The sequence below is a fragment of the Stenotrophomonas sp. GW821-FHT09E08 genome (genome assembly GCF_059416125.1).
Genome location: NZ_JBWKOO010000001.1, coordinates 123,785 through 141,076 on the forward strand (window position 1 = coordinate 123,785; position 17,292 = coordinate 141,076).

Below are 17,292 nucleotides of genomic sequence, written 5' to 3' on the forward strand. Positions count from 1 at the left end.
CCCCTCCCACGGAGACCCTGATGAACCTTCCGACCCTGGCCGCCGCGCGCGGCCAGCTGGACCGTCTCGCCCCCTGGCTGGCCCCGCTCGGCCTGCGCCTGCTGCTGGCTTGGGAATACTTCGAATCCGGCCGCGAGAAACTGCACGGCCAGAACTGGTTCGCCGACCTGCAGGACGCCTTCCCGTTCCCGTTCGACCAGCTGCCGGCCGCGCTGAACTGGCAGCTGGCGACCTGGTTCGAACTGATCGGCGCGGCCTGCCTGCTGTTCGGGTTCGGCACCCGTTTCGCTGCCGCCAGCCTGCTGGTGCTGACCGTGGTGGCCACCTATGCGGTGCACTGGCCGATGGAATGGAACTCGCTGGCCGACCTCGCCATGGGCTATGCGATCAGCGACCAGGGCTTCGGCAACTTCAAGCTGCCGGTGCTGTTCATGGCCATGCTGCTGCCGCTGATCTTCACCGGTGCCGGCAGGCTGAGCGTGGATGCGTGGTTGGCGCAGTGGTCTCCCTCGGCCACGACGGCGCGGCCCGCAGTCCGGTAATCGCCAACCCTGGTCGGCGCACCGTGCGCCAACCAAGGTTGGCACCTACCGGGATCCCGAGCGTGTGGTGCACCGGTAGGTGTCGACCTGGGTCGACACACCCCCACCCAGGCATCCCGTGCTCCACGGGCCAGCCGGGCGCTCAGGGTCGCTCTGCTAGAATTCACGCATGACTGACCCCACCCCCGCACCTGCCGCCGCTCCCGATTCCGCAGTCCCCCAGGCGCAGCGCGCGATGTCACAACGCTTCCGCGGCTTCCTGCCGGTGGTGGTGGACGTGGAAACCGGCGGCTTCGACAGCCAGCGCAACGCGCTGCTGGAAATCGCCGCTGTGCCGATCGAGATGGACGAGAACGGCCTGCTCTACCCCGGCCAGACCGCCAGTGCCCACGTGGTGCCGGCCGAGGGCCTGGAGATCGATCCGAAGTCGCTGGAAGTGACCGGCATCATCCTCGACCACCCGTTCCGGCTGGCGAAGGAAGAGAAGGCGGCACTGGACCACATCTTCACCCCGGTACGCGCGGCCATGAAGAAATACGGTTGCCAGCGCGCGATCCTGGTCGGCCACAACGCGCATTTCGACCTCGGCTTCGTCAATGCCGCCGTGGCGCGCACCGGCCACAAGCGCAATCCGTTCCATCCGTTCAGCGTGTTCGATACGGTGACGCTGGCCGGTATTGCCTACGGGCAGACGGTGCTGGCACGTGCGGCCAATGCCGCCGGATTGGGCTGGGATGCGAACGAGGCGCACAGCGCGGTGTACGACACCGAGCAGACGGCGCGGCTGTTCTGCACGATCGCCAACGCCTGGCCGCGGTGAAGCAGCCAACGGCGGAGCCCCTCGTGGCGAATCGGCATTGCGGGTGAGGCCGGGCAGGATGGATTCGCGGGGGACGCCGTAAACCCATCCTTGGGGGCTTAGCCGCGCCATCCATGGCGCGGATACCCCCGCGAACCCACCCTGCCCGGCCTTTGACAGTTTCCCGGGCGCCACGGGAAGATCAGAAAAGCGGGAGCAACAGCGGGTCGCTGCGCTCGATGGGTGCCGACTGTTGGTACGGCAATGCCAGTAGATCCACGCCATGCGTGGATGCTTTGCATTGGATCAACCGATGCTCGTGCGATCCCGGCCGTCACTCTTCGCACGGTACAACGCGCGGTCGGCGCGCTGGTACAGCAGCGCCGGGGTGCGGTCGTCGGCATCCAGCTCCACCAGGCCTGCGCTGAAGGTCACGCGCAGGCCGTCCACGCCAGCCCAGTCGGAATGGTCGTGGAACAGGCCGCGCAGGCGTGCGCACAGCTGTGCGGCTTCTTCCAGGCGGGTGTCGTTGAGCAGCAGCGCGAATTCTTCGCCGCCGGTTCGCGCCGGCAGGTCCGAGTCACGGCAGGCGGCGGCGATCACCGTTGCCACCTGCACCAGCACCGCATCGCCGATGCTGTGGCTGTGGCGGTCGTTGACGTCCTTGAAGTGGTCGATGTCGAGCACCACCAGGCACAGCGGATGGCCACTGCGCTGCGAGCGGGCGAAATCGCGCGCCAGGGTTTCATCAAAGGCACGACGGTTGGCCAGGCCGGTCAGCGCGTCTTCGCGCGCCTGGCGCTCGAAGGCCTCGGCCTGCCGCGCCAACCGTTCGGCCAATTCGGTCTTTTCCTGGTTCAGCGCCTGCAGGTGCACGGTCTTGGCCTGCAGGTCGAAAGTGGCCTCGTCCACACGCCGCGCCAGGCGCAGGTTGCTGGCCTTCAGCTGCTGCAGCAGCAACCGGTACAACGCCACCAGCGCGGCCAGCAGCAGCAGGCCTCCCAGTGCCTGCACGCTGCGTCGCTGCCACCAGAACGGCTCCACGGTGAAGCTCCACACTGCTTCCTGCTGCGCCCAGCTGCCGCCTGGATGCGCCGCCGCCACATGCAGGGTGTAATCACCCGGCGGCAGGCCAACGAATTCGACACTGCGCTGCGGGCCGCGCTCGACCCAGCCGGCATCCAGTCCGTCCAGCCGGGTGCGGTAGCGGATGCGATCGGACATGAGGTAGCTCAGGCCGACATAGCTCACCGCCAGCCGGCGCCCGCCGGGGATGTAGTTGCGCTCGGGGCCTTCCCAGTGCACCGGCGCGCCATCCACCTGCACGCTTTCGATCGCTGCCGGTGGCGAGGGGCGTTCGCGGAAACGCTGCAGGCGCTGCGGATCCACCGTACTCAGGCCACCAGCGGTGACCACCCAGAACGTGCCGTCCTGGCGCAGGATCGCCGATGGGCTGGAGCTGCCGTTGGCCTGCGCGTTGGCCATGCCATCGATCTCGTTGTAGCGCTCCACCACCACCCGCGGCGCGCGCCCGTCGGCAACCGCATTGAGCGTGGCCATGTCGGTGCGCAGCACGCCGCGGTTGCTGCTGATCCAGACGTTGCCCAGGCGGTCCGGCACCAGCTGGAACACCGCGTCCACCGGCATGCCCTGCTCCAGCCCGACCCGCGCCAGCGTTCCGTGCTGCCAGCGGTACAGGCCGCGGTCGCTGCTGATCCACATCGCATCGCCCAGCTGGTGGAAACCGAACACGCTGCGGCCACCGCCCAACGGTGCAAGGTCGGTCGACTGCACGCGATCGCCGCGCAGCACGCGGATGCCTTCGATGGTGCCGATCCACAGATTGCCCTGGTGGTCATGCTCGAGCGCGGTGATCAGGCCGCTGGGCATGCCCTGCACGCTCGATACCTGCACGCGGTCGCCGTCGATGCGTACCAACCCCTTCTGCGTGCCGGCCCAGACCACGCCCTGCGGGTCGACGCTGATCGCACGGATGTTGCCGCCAGGCATGCCGTCGGCCGCTGCGTAGGTGTGGCGCAGGCGACCATCGCGGCCCAGCCGGTAGACGCCATCGCCGAAGGTGCCGACCCACAGGTCACCGTCCGGGCCCTGCGCCAGGCTCAATACCGACGGTGCCTTGCCTCCGCGGTTGTGCAGCGGCACCGCGCGGAAGCGACCGTCCGCCGCCTGCAGGTCCAGGCCGCTGGCACTGCCCACCCACAGCTGGCGGTCGCGATCCTCGAACACAGTGCGCACGTAGTCGCCACTGAGCCCATCGCGCTCGGTGTAGCTGCTGAACAGCGTTTCGCGCAGGCGGTACAAGCCGCCGTTGGCACCCACCCAGATGCTGCCCTCGGCATCCTCGCGCAGGCTGACCACGCGTCCGCCCGGCAGGTTCAGGCCAGCCGGCAACCGCTCCAGGCCATGTGAGGAGATGCGCAGCAGCCCCTGGTTCTCGGTGCCCAGCCACAGGTCGCCATGGCGGTCCTGCAGCATCGAGGTCAGATGCAACTGGCCCGGCAGGCGATGCACCAGCACCAGTTGATCGTCCTCCACGCGGTACAGGCGCTCGCCGGCGACGATCCACAACGCGCCATCCGGCGCCCGGTATGGCCATGACAGGCCACTGCCCGCGCCCAGTCCCCAGGCCGCCGGCGCACGCTTGAGCACACCATCGTTGTCGCGCAGCACCAGCCCGTCGAGTGTGCCGATCCAGACCCGGTCCTGTGCGTCGACCACCAGCTTGGTGAAGCTCATCGCCAACGGCAGGTCAGCCGCCGGCGCCTGATAGACAATGCCCTTGTCCGCGACCAGGTAGCCGATGCCCTTGCCCTCGTACAGCAGCCACAGCCGCCCCTGGCTGTCCATCTGCATGGACTGGATCAGCACCTGCGGGGTACCGGCCTGATGCTCCCAGACCCGCCACTGGCCGTCGCTGCCGCGATGGCTGACGTTGCCGCGTGAATCACTGATCCACAATCCGCCCTGGCGGTCGACCAGCAGCGCGCCGATGCCGTTGTCGCGCAGTCCCGGTCGGGTACTGCGGTCGAACACGGTGAAATCCAGGCCGTTGTAACGCACCAGGCCTTCCCAGGTGGCAAACCACAGGTGGCCTTCAGGGGTCTGCGCGATGTCCCGGAGCGAGTTGTGTGGCAAGCCGTTGCGCGAGGTCCATACATCGATGGCGTAGTCGCGCAGCGGCGGTGCGCCCTCCTGCGCCACGGCCGGCAGGGACAGCATCAGCAGCAGACACAGCAGGCCCTGCCGCAATGCCCGACCGAATCCCGTGCCACAGCGCTCCACCCAGCGCTCGTTGTCCCCCTGTCCGCCCATCAGCGCAGCGGCGGTGGCCAGGTGCGGCTGCCAGGCCTGGCAGCGTGCGGGAACGGCCGGGCAACGCGGTACGGCATGCCGGCGGGTACGGGCTGGCTCATTGAAGAGGAACTGGGGAAGTACGCAGATGATAGGCGAAACCCCGCCCCCGGCGTCACCGCTCGGGGACGGCGATAGTCAGCCGCCGCGCCCCGGTGGCGTCACCTGCGCGCTGGCCGGCCACTGCACCACCGCTTCCAGCCCACCTTCGGCACGGTTGCGCAGCCACAGGCGAGCACCATCCTTTTCGGCCAGGGCGCGGGCGATGGTCAGGCCCAGCCCGGCACCGCCGGTCTCGCGCGAACGCGAGGTCTCCACCCGCACGAAGGGGTCGAATACCGCCTCCAGCTGATCTTCGGCCAGGCCGGGGCCATCATCGGCCACCACCACGGTGATGGCGCCACCACTGCGCTCGACCCGTACCCGCACCCGGTAGGCATACATCACCGCGTTGTCGACCAGGTTGGAGAACAAGCGGTGCATGGCCAGCGGACGCAGCATCAGCACCGCCCCGCTGCCGCCTTCGAAGACCACATCGCCACCGCCCTCGGCCGTGTCTTCGACGATGCTTTCCAGCAGCGAATCCAGGTCCAGCGCGGCGCGCTGCTCGGCACTCTCAGCGCTGCGGGCCAGCTCCAGGCCTTCGCGCACCAGTGCCTGCATCGCTGCCAGATCGCCAATCAGGCGTTCGCGCAGGGTCTCGTCGCTGACGTTCTCCAGGCGCAGGCGCAGCCGGGTCAGAGGCGTCTGCAGGTCATGGGTGATCGCCGCCAGCATCTGCGTGCGTTCGGCCAGGTGCCGCTGCAGGCGGTGCTGCATGGCATTGAAGGCCTCGGCAGCGCGCTGCACTTCACGCGGACCGCGCAGGGGCAGCGGATCGCGCTGCAGGTCGTCGCCAAGATCTTCGGCCGCCGCCGCCAGTTCCTGCAGCGGTGCGCTGGCCATGCGCGCGACGATGTACGCCAGTACGGCAATCGCCAGCACCAGCAGGGTCAGGAACCACGGGTCGACGGCGAGAATGCCGTTGTGCGCCACCGCCGGCGAATCCAGCGCCAGCTTCAGCAGCGTGCCGTCGTTGAGGGTCACGTCCACCGCGCGGCACTTGGGCGGGATGAACGCCGGATCACGCTCGCGCGGACGCTTGCGGTGCCCGGGCGGTGGTGGCGGCAACAGGTCCTGCAGCTTGGGAATGCAGGAGCGGAACGAGGCGAAGTGCACGTGTGCACGCGACACCGGGCCCGGCCGGTCATCCAGCACTTCCATCAACGCGGTATCGGCCCGCCCCAGGCGTGCACCCGGTTGCAGCGCACGCACGCTCGGCCCGCCAATCTCGAGCAGGCGCTCGCGCAGTTCGGGGTTGCCATCGAGCAGGTTGACGTAGCCCTGCAGGCGATCGGCGATGCGGTTCAGGTTCTGCCGCTCGAATTCCTGCTGGCGCTTGGAGGTGGCCAGCATGGTCGCGCCGATCGCGGCCACGCTCATGCCCAGCAGCAGGATCACGAACAAGCGCCCGACCATCGAGGACATGAAGTGGCGCAGGCGCTTCATCGCGGCTTATTCCAGGTTGACGGCCGAGGCCAGCACGTAGCCTTCGTTGCGCACGGTCTTGATCAGCCCATCCGGACCGCCGTCATCACCGAGCTTGTTGCGCAGGCGGCTGACCTGCAGGTCGATCGCACGGTCCTGCGCCTCGTAGTTGCGGCCACTGCTGAGCGCGACCAGCTGCTCGCGCGACAGCACCTTGTTGGCATGCGCGATGAACACCCGCAGCAGGCGGAATTCGGCGCCGGACAGCACCACCACGCGGTCATCCGGGTCCACCAGGTGACGATGTTCCAGATCGAACACCCAGCGCGAGAAGCGCGCGCGGCGCACCGCCAGCGGCTCAAGGTTGGCCGGCAGCGCCTCGGTCCGGCGCAGCACGTTGCGGATCCGCGCCAGCAGCTCGCGTGGTTCGAACGGCTTGGCCAGGTAGTCGTCGGCGCCCATTTCCAGGCCCAGCACGCGATCGATCGGCTCGGCGCGTGCGGTCAGCATGATCACCGGCGTGTTCGAACGCGCGCGCAGGTCGCGGCACAGGGTCAGGCCATCTTCGCGGGGCAGGTTGAGGTCGAGCACGATCAGGTCCACATGCTCACGGTCCAGCAGCTGCCGCATGGCGGTGCCATCGGCCGCGGTGCTCACCTGGTAGCCGGCACGGCCGAGCTGCTCGGCCAGCAGGGTGCGGATGTCGTTGTCGTCGTCGACGATCAGCAGTCGATGCATCGGGTTTTCAGTCTCCATGTCGCGATCATCCCGTGTCGGCAGCTGAACCGCATCCGGGGCAATGCGTACCAGTGTATCCAGCCATGGGCGGGATACCTGTGGTTACGCGTATTCACCGACAGTGTTACATAGAGACATACCCTGAGGATTGAGCCGTCCATCGCCCGGTCTTCACAATGCCCACCAACGCCGCCACCGCGGCCCCGAGAGTGAAGCCACGACGTGACGTTCCGCCTGTTGCCTGCGACCCGTCGGGGTCGCCTGATACTGATCGCCCTGCTTGCCCTGATCGTCGCCGTGGCCGCCTGGTGGCTGCTGCGCAAGCCCGCCGCCCCGGCGGTCGCCGCCACCCCGGTCAGCCGTGGTGACATCGAGCAGACGGTGGAGGCCACCGGCGTGATCGACGCCTACAAGCTGGTCAGCGTCGGCGCGCAGGCCTCCGGCCAGATCAAGTCGCTGAAGGTGCAGCTGGGCGATACGGTGAAGGAAGGCGACCTGATCGCCGAGATCGACGCCACCACCCAGCAGAACCAGGTGCTCAACGCGCAGGCCTCGCTGGACCAGGTGACCGCGCAGCGCGCAGTGCAGCAGGCCACCCTGCGCCAGGCCGAACTGGAGTTCGCACGCCAGCAGCAGATGCTGGCTGCCGAAGCCACCTCGCGTCAGGAATACGACGCCGCCGAGGCCCAGCTGAAGACTGCGCGTGCGCAGCTGCAGTCCTACGAGGCGCAGATCAAGGGCCGCGAAACCGAACTGGGCACTGCCCGTGCCAACCTGGCCTATACCCGCATCGTCGCGCCGATGGACGGCACCGTGGTGGCGGTAGTGGCCGAGGAAGGCCGCACGGTGAACGCGAACCAGACCGCGCCGACCATCGTGATGCTGGCACGTCTGGACGTGGTGACCGTCAATGCCGAGGTGTCCGAGGCCGACGTGGTCAAGATCAAGGCCGGCATGCCGGTGTACTTCACCACGCTGGGTGACCCGGACCGCAAGTACCACGCCACGCTGCGGCAGATCAATCCGGCACCGGCGTCGATCGCCAACGAAAGCTCGTCCAGTTCCAGCAGCTCGTCCAGTTCCAGCTCCAGCAGCGCGGTCTACTACAACGCGTTGTTCGACGTCGAAAACCCCGATGGCACCCTGCGCATCGACATGACCGCACAGGTATCGGTGCTGCTCAAGCAGGCCAAGGGCGTGCTGATGGTGCCGGCCGTTGCACTGGGACCGAAGTCGCGCGATGGCGAGCGCATCGTGCGGGTGGTCGATGACAAGGGCCAACCGCAGCCGCGCAAGATCAAGGTCGGCATCAACAACGGCGCCAACGTCGAGGTCCTGTCCGGCCTGAAGGAAGGCGAGCGCGTGGTGGTCGGCGAAGGCGGCGCTGCGGCAGCCGCTGGCGGCGGCAACCGCGGCGGCATGCAGATGCGGGTCGGCGGCCCGGGCATGGGGCGCCGATGAGCACGATGGCGCCGCTGCTGCGCCTGCGCGACCTGCGACGCGAATTCCCGGCCGGCGACGATGTGATCGCCGTGCTGCGCGACGTCAATCTCGACATCCACGCCGGTGAGATGGTGGCCATTGTCGGCCAATCCGGCTCGGGCAAGTCGACGCTGATGAACATCCTCGGCTGCCTCGACCGCCCCACTCGTGGCAGCTACCAGGTGGCCGGCCGCGAAACCGGGAAGATGGAACCGGACGAGCTGGCCGAACTGCGCCGCGAGCATTTTGGCTTCATCTTCCAGCGCTATCACCTGCTGGGCGACCTCGATGCGCGTGGCAACGTGGAGGTGCCGGCGGTGTATGCCGGCAGCCCCGGCCCGGTGCGCAACGCGCGTGCCGAGCAGCTGCTGCAGCGGTTGGGCCTGAGTGACCGCATGCATCACAAGCCGGGCCAGCTGTCCGGTGGCCAGCAGCAGCGCGTGTCGATCGCGCGCGCCTTGATGAACGGCGGCGAGGTGATCCTGGCCGACGAACCGACCGGTGCGCTCGACACGAAATCGGGTGAGGAAGTGATGGCGATCCTCGGCGAGCTGCACGCCGAAGGCCACACCATCATCATCGTCACCCATGACATGAGCGTGGCCGAGCACGCGCAGCGCATCATCGAGATCCGCGACGGCGAGATCATTGCCGACCGCGCCAACCCGAACGCGCCGACCTACCGCGCGCAGCGCGAGGCCAGCACCGGCGTCGCCCGCGGCAACAGCTGGCGCGCCGCCCGCGACCGCTTCACCGAAGCGTTCCGCATGGCGCTGCTGGCGATGAACGCACACCGCCTGCGCACCTTCCTGACCATGCTCGGCATCATCATCGGCATCGCCTCGGTGGTCTCGGTGGTGGCGCTGGGCAACGGTTCGCAGCAGCAGATCCTGCAGAACATCAGTGCGTTGGGTACCAATACCATCGACGTCTACCCCGGCCGCGGGTTCGGCGACATGCGCTCGGCCCGCGTACAGACGCTCAAGGCCAGTGATGCCGATGCGCTGGCCCGGCAGAGCTACGTCGACAGCTCCACGCCCAGCGTATCGACCTCGGTCACCGCGCGTTACCGCAACCAGTCCTCCACCGCCCAGGTCAGCGGCGTTGGCGAGCAGTTCTTCCGCGTCAAGGGCGTGACCCTGCTCAGCGGCAGCTTCTTCGACAGTGACGCGGTGAAAGGCCTCGGCCAGGTCGCAGTGATCGACGAGAACACCCAGACCCAGTTCTTCCCCGATACCGACCCGATCGGCCAGGTGATCCTGCTCGGCAACGTGCCGGCGCGCGTGGTCGGCGTGGCCAAGCGCCAGAGCTTCGGGTTCGGCGGCAGCACCAGCCTGAGCGTGTGGCTGCCCTACACCACGGTGATGTCGCGCATGCTCGGCCAGAGCCACGTGTCCAGCATCACCGTGCGCGTGGACGACGCCACGCCGATGGATGCGGCGCAGGAGGCGATCACCCGCCTGTTGACGATGCGCCATGGCACCGAGGACTTCTTCCTCAGCAACAGCGCCGAGATCCGCCAGACCATCGAGCAGACCACGCGCACGATGACGCTGCTGATCGGCGCCATCGCTGCCATCGCGCTGCTGGTGGGCGGCATCGGCGTGATGAACATCATGCTGGTGTCGGTGACCGAACGTACCCGCGAGATCGGGGTACGCATGGCCGTCGGTGCACGGCAGAGTGATATCCGCCAGCAGTTCCTGATCGAAGCGGTGCTGGTGTGCCTGCTCGGTGGCCTGCTCGGTATCGGCCTGGCCCTGCTGCTGGGCTCGATGATCGGCCGTTTCGCCAGCGACTTCCAGGTGCTGTTCTCCACCGCCTCGATCGTGGCCGCGTTCGCCTGCTCGACCCTGATCGGCGTGGCGTTCGGCTTCCTGCCCGCGCGCAATGCCGCGCAGCTCGACCCGGTGGAGGCCCTGGCCCGCGAATGAAGATGATGACCCGACTTCCCTTCCCTGCTCCCTCGCGCCTGCTGCTGGCGGGCGCCGTACTGCTCGCCCTGTCCGGCTGCGCATCGATGGGCCGCTATCCGGTGGCAGACCCCAGCGTGGCGGCTGCCTATGGGCGTGGCGATGCCAGCCTCAACGCACCGGCCGATGAGCCACGCAGCAGCCTGGATACCCCCGGTCGCGACATCCGCCAGGACACCTGGTGGACCGGCTTCGGCGATGAGCGCCTGGACCGCCTGGTGGCACAGGCGCTGGCCGCCAACAGCGACCTGGCCGCTGCCGGTCTGGCCGTCCAGCGTTCGCGCCTGCAGGCCGGCCTGGCCAGCAACGCGCTGTGGCCGCAGCCCTCGTCCTCGGGCGTAAGCGGCAGCGCCAGCCGCGCCACCGACCAGACCGACGACTGGCGCCGCAGCTATTCCACCGGCGTGTCGCTGGGCTGGGAGGTCGACCTGTGGGGCCGCCTGCGCACCCAGCGCGACATTGCCCGCTGGGAAGCCGAGGCCAGCGAGGAAGACCGCCAGAACACCGCGCTGCTGGTGATCGGCGACAGCATCACCCAGTACTGGACGCTGGCCTATCTCAACCAGTCGATCGCCACCGGCCAGGCCAACCTGGAGCGGCTGGAGCGTACCCGGGAACTGGTGCAGGCACGCTTCGACGCCGGTGCGGTGTCGCGCCTGGAAGTGCGCCAGGCGCTGCAGAACCTGCAGTCGCAGCGGGCCTCGCAGAGCGCACTGGAACAGCAGCGTGTGGAAGTGCGCAATGCGCTGACGGTCCTGCTGGACGGCACGCCGTGGCCGCAGCAGGACGAACCGCAGGACCTGCTCGGCGCTCGCAGCCCAAGCATTGCCGAGGGCCTGCCGACCGACCTGCTTGGCCGCCGTCCCGACCTGCGCGCGGCCGAACTGCGGCTGCGCAACAGCCTGAAGACCATCAAGGTCACCGCCACCCAGTACTACCCGGCGCTGAGCCTCACTGGCAGCCTTGGCTCCAGTGCGACCTCGCTGGGTGACGTGCTGCGCAACCCGGTGGCCACCCTGGGCACCGGCCTGTCGCTGCCGTTCCTCAACCTGCAGCGCGCGCAGCTGGATACGGACATCGCCGGCACCGCGTACCAGATTGCTGCAACCAATTTCCGCAAGACGCTGTACACCGCGCTTTCGGAAGTGGACAACGCACTCTCGGCACGCGAGCAGCTGATCCGCCAGGTCGCGGCCTCGCAGGCCTCGTACGACGAAGCGGTGGAAGTGGAGCGCGCGCAGGAAGTGCGCTACCGCGTGGGTGCCACCGACCTGCGTACCTGGCTGGAAGCACAGCAGACCCGGCGCGACGCCGAGCTGTCGCTGGCGCGTGTGCGCCAGGGCCAGCTGAACAACGACGTGACGTTGTTCAAGGCACTGGGCGGCAGCGCGGGGTAAGGCGGCGGGAGCGCCAACCAAGGTTGGCGACTACCGGTAGGTGCCGACCTTGGTCGACACGGCCGATCCACGCCATGCGTGAATCGGATCGCCGGTAGCGCCGGGCCATGCCCGGCGAAGCAATCCGCCGGGCATGGCCCGGCGCTACCGGAAAGCCGATCAACCGCGCTGGCGCACGGCCTCGAACAGGCTGACGCCGGCGGCGACGGAGACGTTCAGGCTCTCGATCTCACCCGGCATCGGGATCTTGACCAGGCCATCGCAGTTCTCGCGGGTCAGGCGGCGCAGGCCGTCGGCTTCGCCGCCCAACACCAGCGCGATGTTGCCCTTCAGGTCCAGCTGGTACAACGAGGCGGTGGCTTCACCGGCCAGGCCGTAGATCCACACACCCTGCTTCTGCAGGTCCTTCAGGCAGCGCGACAGGTTGGTCACCGCCACCACCGGAATGAGGTCGGCGGCACCGGCCGAGGTCTTGCGCACCGTGGCATTCACCGAGGCCGACTTGTCCTTGGGAATGATCACCGCGGTGGCGCCGGCCGCGGCAGCCGAACGCAGGCACGCGCCGAGATTGTGCGGGTCCTGCACCTCGTCCAGCACCAGCAGCAGGGCCTTGCCTTCGGCGGCCGTGACCAGGCCTTCCAGCTCGTTCTCACTGTAGGTGCGGGCCGCGGCATAGCGTGCGGCCACGCCCTGGTGGCGTACCGAACCGCCCACGCCGTCCAGCGCCTGGCTGTTGACCTTGCGCACGTCGATGCCCTTGCGGCGGGCGTTTTCCTCGATCTCGGTCAGCCGCGGGTTCTTTGCACCGGCCTCGACCAGCACTTCGCGGACGTTCTCGGCGTCGTTCTCGATGGAGGAGGCGACGGCGTTGACGCCGACGATCCACTGGCTGTTCTTGCTCATGCGGGGGCCGAACCGGATAGGGGGTGGCTATGGTAGAGCATCGGCGCCGACCGCGCTGCGCGCTCGCCGGGCACGGCCCGGCGCTACCCGCCGCTCAGCCTTCGGCGGAGCGGCTGCGTGGCGGCCAGTGCGGGGTGTCGTGGTCGGGGTGCTGGTGGGACACGATCGTGGCCAGGAATTCCAAGGCCGCGATGTCCTCCTCCGTGCGCCGCGCCGGCAGGCTGGACAGGCTGTCGACGAACCCCAGCTTGCGCTCCACCCCGTACTGGATCGTCGGCGGCAGGCGTTCGGGTTGGTCAAAGGCACCAGCGGCCACGGCCACGCCGTCGGGGGCTTCATAGGTCAACGGGGTACCGCAGTCGGCGCAGAAGCCACGCCGCACCACGTTGGACGACTGGAAATAGCGCGGCTGCCCGCGGGTCCAGCTGAACTGCACGCCGCGCACCGAGACCAGCGGCGCGTAGTAGGCACCAAACGCCTTCTGGCACATCCGGCAATGGCAGATCGAACTGTCGGTCAGTTCACCGCGCGCCTGGAAGCGGATCGCGCCACACTGGCAGCCGCCGCTGTATTCGGGTTGGCCCTGCATGGTGGGTTCCTCCGTAACGTCGTGCCCACCAAGGTTGGCACCTACCAGGTGAGGTAGGTGCCGACCGTTGGTCGGCACACCTTTCAATACTTCTTTTTCGTGCGCTTGGTCGGCTTGCCACGCTCGGGCAGCGGCGGCAGGCCGTCACCTTCTTCCTCGCCCTTGTGCTCGACCAGGCGGAAGTCGATCTTGCGTTCCTCCATGCTGGCCTTCAGCACCAGAATGCGTACCTGGTCACCCAACCGGTAGCTGCTGCCACGGCGCTCACCGGTCAGCGTCTTGCGGGTCGCATCGAACTTGTAATAGTCCTGCGGCAACTGGGTCACGTGGACCAGGCCCTGCACCTTCGAATCGGCCAGCTCAACGAACAGACCGAAGCTGGTCACGCCACTGATCACGCCATCGAACTGGCCACCCACGTGCTTTTCCATCCACGCCGCGCGGTAGCGTTCGTCGACTTCGCGTTCGGCCTCGTCGGCACGACGCTCGCGCTCGGAACACTGCAGCGCCAACGCCGCCATCTCGCGCGCGTTGTAGGTGAACTTGTCCAGCGGCTTGCCGGACAACGCGTGCTTGATCGCGCGATGCACCAGCAGGTCGGGATAGCGGCGGATCGGCGAGGTGAAGTGCGCGTACGCCTCCAGTGCCAGGCCGAAATGACCGTTGTTGTCCGGGCTGTACACGGCCAGGCTCTGGCTGCGCAGCAGCACCGACTCCAGCAGCGTTGCATCGGGGCGATCGCGGATCTTCTTCAGCAACTTGGTGTAATCGCCCGGGCGCACCTTCGACCACGGCGGCAGGCTCAGCTTGAATTCCTTCAGGAACTCCAGCAGGTCGGCGTACTTGGTCTCCGGCGGCTTTTCATGCACACGGTACGGGGCCGGCACATGGCGCGACAGCAGGTACTTCGCTGCCTCCACGTTGGCCGCGATCATGCATTCCTCGATCAGCTTGTGTGCGTCGTTGCGCACCAGCATGCCGGCCTGGGTCACTTCGCCTCGGTTGTCCAGAACGAAACGTACTTCGCTGCTCTCGAACTCGATGGCGCCACGCTTGGCGCGCGCCTTGGCCAGCACCTTGTACAGCTGGTGCAGGCGCTGCACCTGCGGCAGCAGGTCGCCGATGAACGCCTTCGCGCCGGCATCGTCCTCGCCCACCGCCTGCCAGACCTGGGTGTAGGTCAGGCGTGCGTGCGAGTTCATCACTGCTTCGTAGAAGCGCGAGTGGGAAACCACGCCATCACGGTCGATCTGCATGTCGCAGACAAAGCACATGCGATCGACCTTCGGCATCAGCGAGCAGATACCGTTGGACAGGGTCTCCGGCAGCATCGGCACCACGAAGCCCGGGAAGTACACCGAGGTCGCACGCTTCTGTGCCTCCTCGTCCAGCGGCGTGCCGGGACGCACGTAGTTGGAGACATCGGCAATGGCCACCACCAGGCGGAAGCCATCGGCGTTCGGCTCGCAGTACACCGCGTCGTCAAAATCCTTGGCGTCCTCGCCATCGATGGTGACCAGCGGCGTGCTGCGCAGGTCGACGCGGTCGCCGATCATCGCCGGTTCCACCACCAGCGGCACCGACGCGGCTTCGTCCAGCACCTCCTGCGGGAACTCGAACGGCAGTTCATGGCCGTGGATGGCGGTCTCCACCACCAGCGAGGCGGTCAGCTTGTCGCCGAGCACCGCGATGATGCGGCCGATCGGCGGGCGCCGGCTGTCCGGAGCCTGGGTCAGTTCACAGACCACCAGCTGGCCATCGCGCGCGCCACCGGTCTGGTCCGGCGGTACCTGCACGTTGCGCTGGATGCGCTTGTCATCGGGCACCACGTAATTGATGCCCATCTCGATGCTGAAGCGACCGATCAGGCGGGTCATGCCACGTTCCAGCACGCGGGCGATGCTGCCCTCGCGACGGCCACGGTGGTCGATGCCGGTGACGCGGGCGAGCACCTTGTCGCCGTGCATCACCTTGCGCATTTCATACGGCGGCAGGAACAGGTCGTCGCCGCCCTCGACCGGGCGCAGGAAGCCGAACCCTTCCGGGTTGGCGATCACCACACCAGTGACCAGGTTGAGGGTCTGGATCGGCGCGAAGCCGCCGCGGCGGTTCTGCACCAGCTGGCCGTCACGGACCATGGCGCCGAGGCGGCGCGACAGCGCCTCGGCACGGTCAGGCGCGCCCAAGCCCAGGCGTGCACCCAGCTCCTCGGCAGTCTGCGGTCCTTCGCAACGCTCGAGCAGGGCCAGGATGGCTTCGCGACTGGCGATGGGTTGTTCGTATTTCTCTGCTTCGCGGGCGGCATAGGGATCGTCGATCACTTTGCCGGTCGGCGGCAGCTTGCGGCCCGGGGCCGGGCCCGGCGCCTCAGTGCTGCGGATCCTGCGGCCACGTGGCGGAGCGCCACCGTCGGCCAGTTCCGGGAGCCAGCCCGGCAGCGGCTTGCCCGGCTTGGTGGTGCGGGCTGCGCCCGCCTTGGCGCCCTTCTTCGGGGCCTGGCTGCGGGACGTGGTCCCGCCCTTGCTTGGTTTTTTGGTAGTCATCGCCCTACATGGTAGCCGTTGATGGCGTGCAGAACGGGTCAGCGCGCCTTTTGAAGAACCTGCATGAGAAATTTGAGGGAAGTCGTTGACAGGCTGCCAATTCATCTTCACAATTGCGCCTCTGGAACGCCCAGGTGGCGGAATTGGTAGACGCACTAGTTTCAGGTACTAGCGGGTAAAACCGTGGAGGTTCGAGTCCTCTCCTGGGCACCAACGAAAAAACTCCTCGCTTCGGCGGGGATTTTTTTTGCCTGGAATCCGGCTCTGACCCCGGCACCGGGGCGGATCCCTTCCTGCGAAGAAAAGGCTCTGGCCCCATCGCCAGAATCCATCGCGGGATTCATCCAGAAGTGTTGACACCTCCGTAACAACACCCCATAATTCTCCTCCTCGACGCCCAGATGGCGGAATTGGTAGACGCACTAGCTTCAGGTGCTAGCGGGGGCAACTTCGTGGAGGTTCGAGTCCTCTTCTGGGCACCATGTCGAGAAAGAAAACAACCCGCGCAAGCGGGTTTTTTCTTGTCTGTGATCCGGGGCGCGTAGAGTCAAGCTTGCTCGACTCTACAAAGGCGGACCGCGGTGTTCGCCGGGCCATGCGCGGCGACCTCCATCAGAACAACGGCCGCAGCACCAGCTCCAGCCCGAGCAGCAGCAGGAACCCGAGGAAACACGCGCGGAACACGCGTGCGCTGATCCGCTGCCGGATCACCTGCCCCAGCCACATGCCCAGCAGTGCCGGCACCACCGCCAACGCGCTCAGGCCCAGCTGCTGGATACCGAACGCGCCATGCAGCACCAGACCTGTCGTCAGTGAAATCGTCGACACAGTGAACGCCAGCCCGAGCGCCTGCACCAGCTCTTCGCGCTGCAGCCCCAGCGATTGCAGGTACGGCACCGCCGGCATCACGAACACGCCGGTCGCACCAGTCACCATGCCGGACAGTGCACCCACCAGCGGCCCCAGCCAGCGTTCGCGCCGTTCTGGCACGCGGAACACCGGTGCAAACAGCGCGTACGCGGCATAGATCACCAGCGCCATGCCCAAGGCCACGCGCGACCAGGTGCGATCCACCCGTACCAGCAGCGCGGCCGAACCCAGCGTCACCACCACCACGGCCAGCATCATCGGCCACAGCCGCCGCACGATGGGCCCCAGCGACGGGCCCGACAACAACTGCCACGCGTTGGTGACAAAGGTGGGAATGAACAGCATCGAGGCCGCCGCCACCGGCGACAGCGCACTGCCCAGCAGGCCCATCGCCACCGTCGGAAGGCCCATGCCGGTCACACCCTTGACCACGCCCGCCAGCACGAACACCGCCACCAGCAGAAAATAGAAGTACGTCGTTTCGTTCATGCCGTCATTGGATCGGGCAGGCCATCGGCGCACAATGCGGTCTTCCCGGCCCTTCCTTCGGTTGAACC

The 17,292-nt window shown here is 67.6% G+C and carries 12 protein-coding genes and 2 tRNA genes; 7 read left to right on the plus strand and 7 right to left on the minus strand.

Going from position 1 to position 17,292, the window contains the following annotated elements; translation table 11 throughout:
* Nucleotides 1-20: 20 nt before the first annotated feature.
* Nucleotides 21-542: an HvfX family Cu-binding RiPP maturation protein gene (locus AC07M7_RS00650; RefSeq protein ID WP_495206531.1), complete on the plus strand. Its 522-nt coding sequence runs from the start codon at nucleotides 21-23 to the stop codon at nucleotides 540-542.
* 169 nt (nucleotides 543-711) lie between these two features.
* On the plus strand, nucleotides 712-1,362 hold the full coding sequence (rnt, locus tag AC07M7_RS00655) for a ribonuclease T (RefSeq protein ID WP_004151343.1): 651 nt from the start codon (nucleotides 712-714) through the stop codon (nucleotides 1,360-1,362).
* 285 nt (nucleotides 1,363-1,647) lie between these two features.
* Here rnt and AC07M7_RS00660 read toward each other — a convergent pair whose 3' ends face one another.
* From AC07M7_RS00660 to AC07M7_RS00670, 3 genes are all read right to left on the minus strand, one after another.
* Nucleotides 1,648-4,674 (minus strand): two-component regulator propeller domain-containing protein, encoded by a 3,027-nt coding sequence (locus AC07M7_RS00660; RefSeq protein WP_495206532.1) that lies wholly within the window; start codon nucleotides 4,672-4,674, stop codon nucleotides 1,648-1,650.
* Between the two features lie 177 nt (nucleotides 4,675-4,851).
* Nucleotides 4,852-6,261 (minus strand): ATP-binding protein, encoded by a 1,410-nt coding sequence (locus tag AC07M7_RS00665; RefSeq protein ID WP_046983109.1) that lies wholly within the window; start codon nucleotides 6,259-6,261, stop codon nucleotides 4,852-4,854.
* 6 nt (nucleotides 6,262-6,267) lie between these two features.
* Nucleotides 6,268-6,996: a response regulator gene (locus tag AC07M7_RS00670; protein WP_004151313.1), complete on the minus strand. Its 729-nt coding sequence runs from the start codon at nucleotides 6,994-6,996 to the stop codon at nucleotides 6,268-6,270.
* Between the two features lie 204 nt (nucleotides 6,997-7,200).
* Between AC07M7_RS00670 and AC07M7_RS00675 the strand changes: the two genes are divergently transcribed.
* The 3 genes from AC07M7_RS00675 to AC07M7_RS00685 are packed head-to-tail and all read left to right on the plus strand — an operon-like array spanning nucleotide 7,201 to nucleotide 11,830.
* Nucleotides 7,201-8,439 (plus strand): efflux RND transporter periplasmic adaptor subunit, encoded by a 1,239-nt coding sequence (locus tag AC07M7_RS00675; protein WP_495206533.1) that lies wholly within the window; start codon nucleotides 7,201-7,203, stop codon nucleotides 8,437-8,439.
* A complete protein-coding gene (locus AC07M7_RS00680; RefSeq protein WP_337301992.1) occupies nucleotides 8,436-10,394 on the plus strand; it encodes a MacB family efflux pump subunit in 1,959 nt (652 codons plus the stop codon). The genes AC07M7_RS00675 and AC07M7_RS00680 overlap by 4 nt, the downstream gene beginning before the upstream one ends.
* A complete protein-coding gene (locus AC07M7_RS00685; RefSeq protein WP_495206534.1) occupies nucleotides 10,391-11,830 on the plus strand; it encodes a TolC family protein in 1,440 nt (479 codons plus the stop codon). The genes AC07M7_RS00680 and AC07M7_RS00685 overlap by 4 nt, the downstream gene beginning before the upstream one ends.
* Before the next feature lie 159 nt (nucleotides 11,831-11,989).
* Here the strand turns inward: AC07M7_RS00685 and rlmB are convergent, their stop codons facing one another.
* From rlmB to rnr, 3 genes are all read right to left on the minus strand, one after another.
* Nucleotides 11,990-12,733: a 23S rRNA (guanosine(2251)-2'-O)-methyltransferase RlmB gene (gene rlmB / locus AC07M7_RS00690; RefSeq protein WP_012510538.1), complete on the minus strand. Its 744-nt coding sequence runs from the start codon at nucleotides 12,731-12,733 to the stop codon at nucleotides 11,990-11,992.
* 94 nt (nucleotides 12,734-12,827) lie between these two features.
* Complete coding sequence (locus AC07M7_RS00695; protein ID WP_046983113.1) at nucleotides 12,828-13,322, minus strand: GFA family protein; 495 nt, start codon at nucleotides 13,320-13,322, stop codon at nucleotides 12,828-12,830.
* Between the two features lie 83 nt (nucleotides 13,323-13,405).
* Nucleotides 13,406-15,865: a ribonuclease R gene (gene rnr / locus AC07M7_RS00700; protein WP_046983114.1), complete on the minus strand. Its 2,460-nt coding sequence runs from the start codon at nucleotides 15,863-15,865 to the stop codon at nucleotides 13,406-13,408.
* Between the two features lie 128 nt (nucleotides 15,866-15,993).
* Here rnr and AC07M7_RS00705 point away from each other — a divergent pair.
* Together AC07M7_RS00705 and AC07M7_RS00710 are read left to right on the plus strand one after the other, a co-directional pair.
* Nucleotides 15,994-16,078 (plus strand) — tRNA-Leu (locus tag AC07M7_RS00705).
* Nucleotides 16,079-16,260: 182 nt separating this feature from the next.
* Nucleotides 16,261-16,347: transfer RNA gene (locus AC07M7_RS00710), tRNA-Leu, on the plus strand.
* Nucleotides 16,348-16,477: 130 nt separating this feature from the next.
* Here AC07M7_RS00710 and AC07M7_RS00715 read toward each other — a convergent pair.
* Nucleotides 16,478-17,224 (minus strand): sulfite exporter TauE/SafE family protein, encoded by a 747-nt coding sequence (locus AC07M7_RS00715; protein ID WP_065722395.1) that lies wholly within the window; start codon nucleotides 17,222-17,224, stop codon nucleotides 16,478-16,480.
* Nucleotides 17,225-17,292 lie beyond the last annotated feature (68 nt).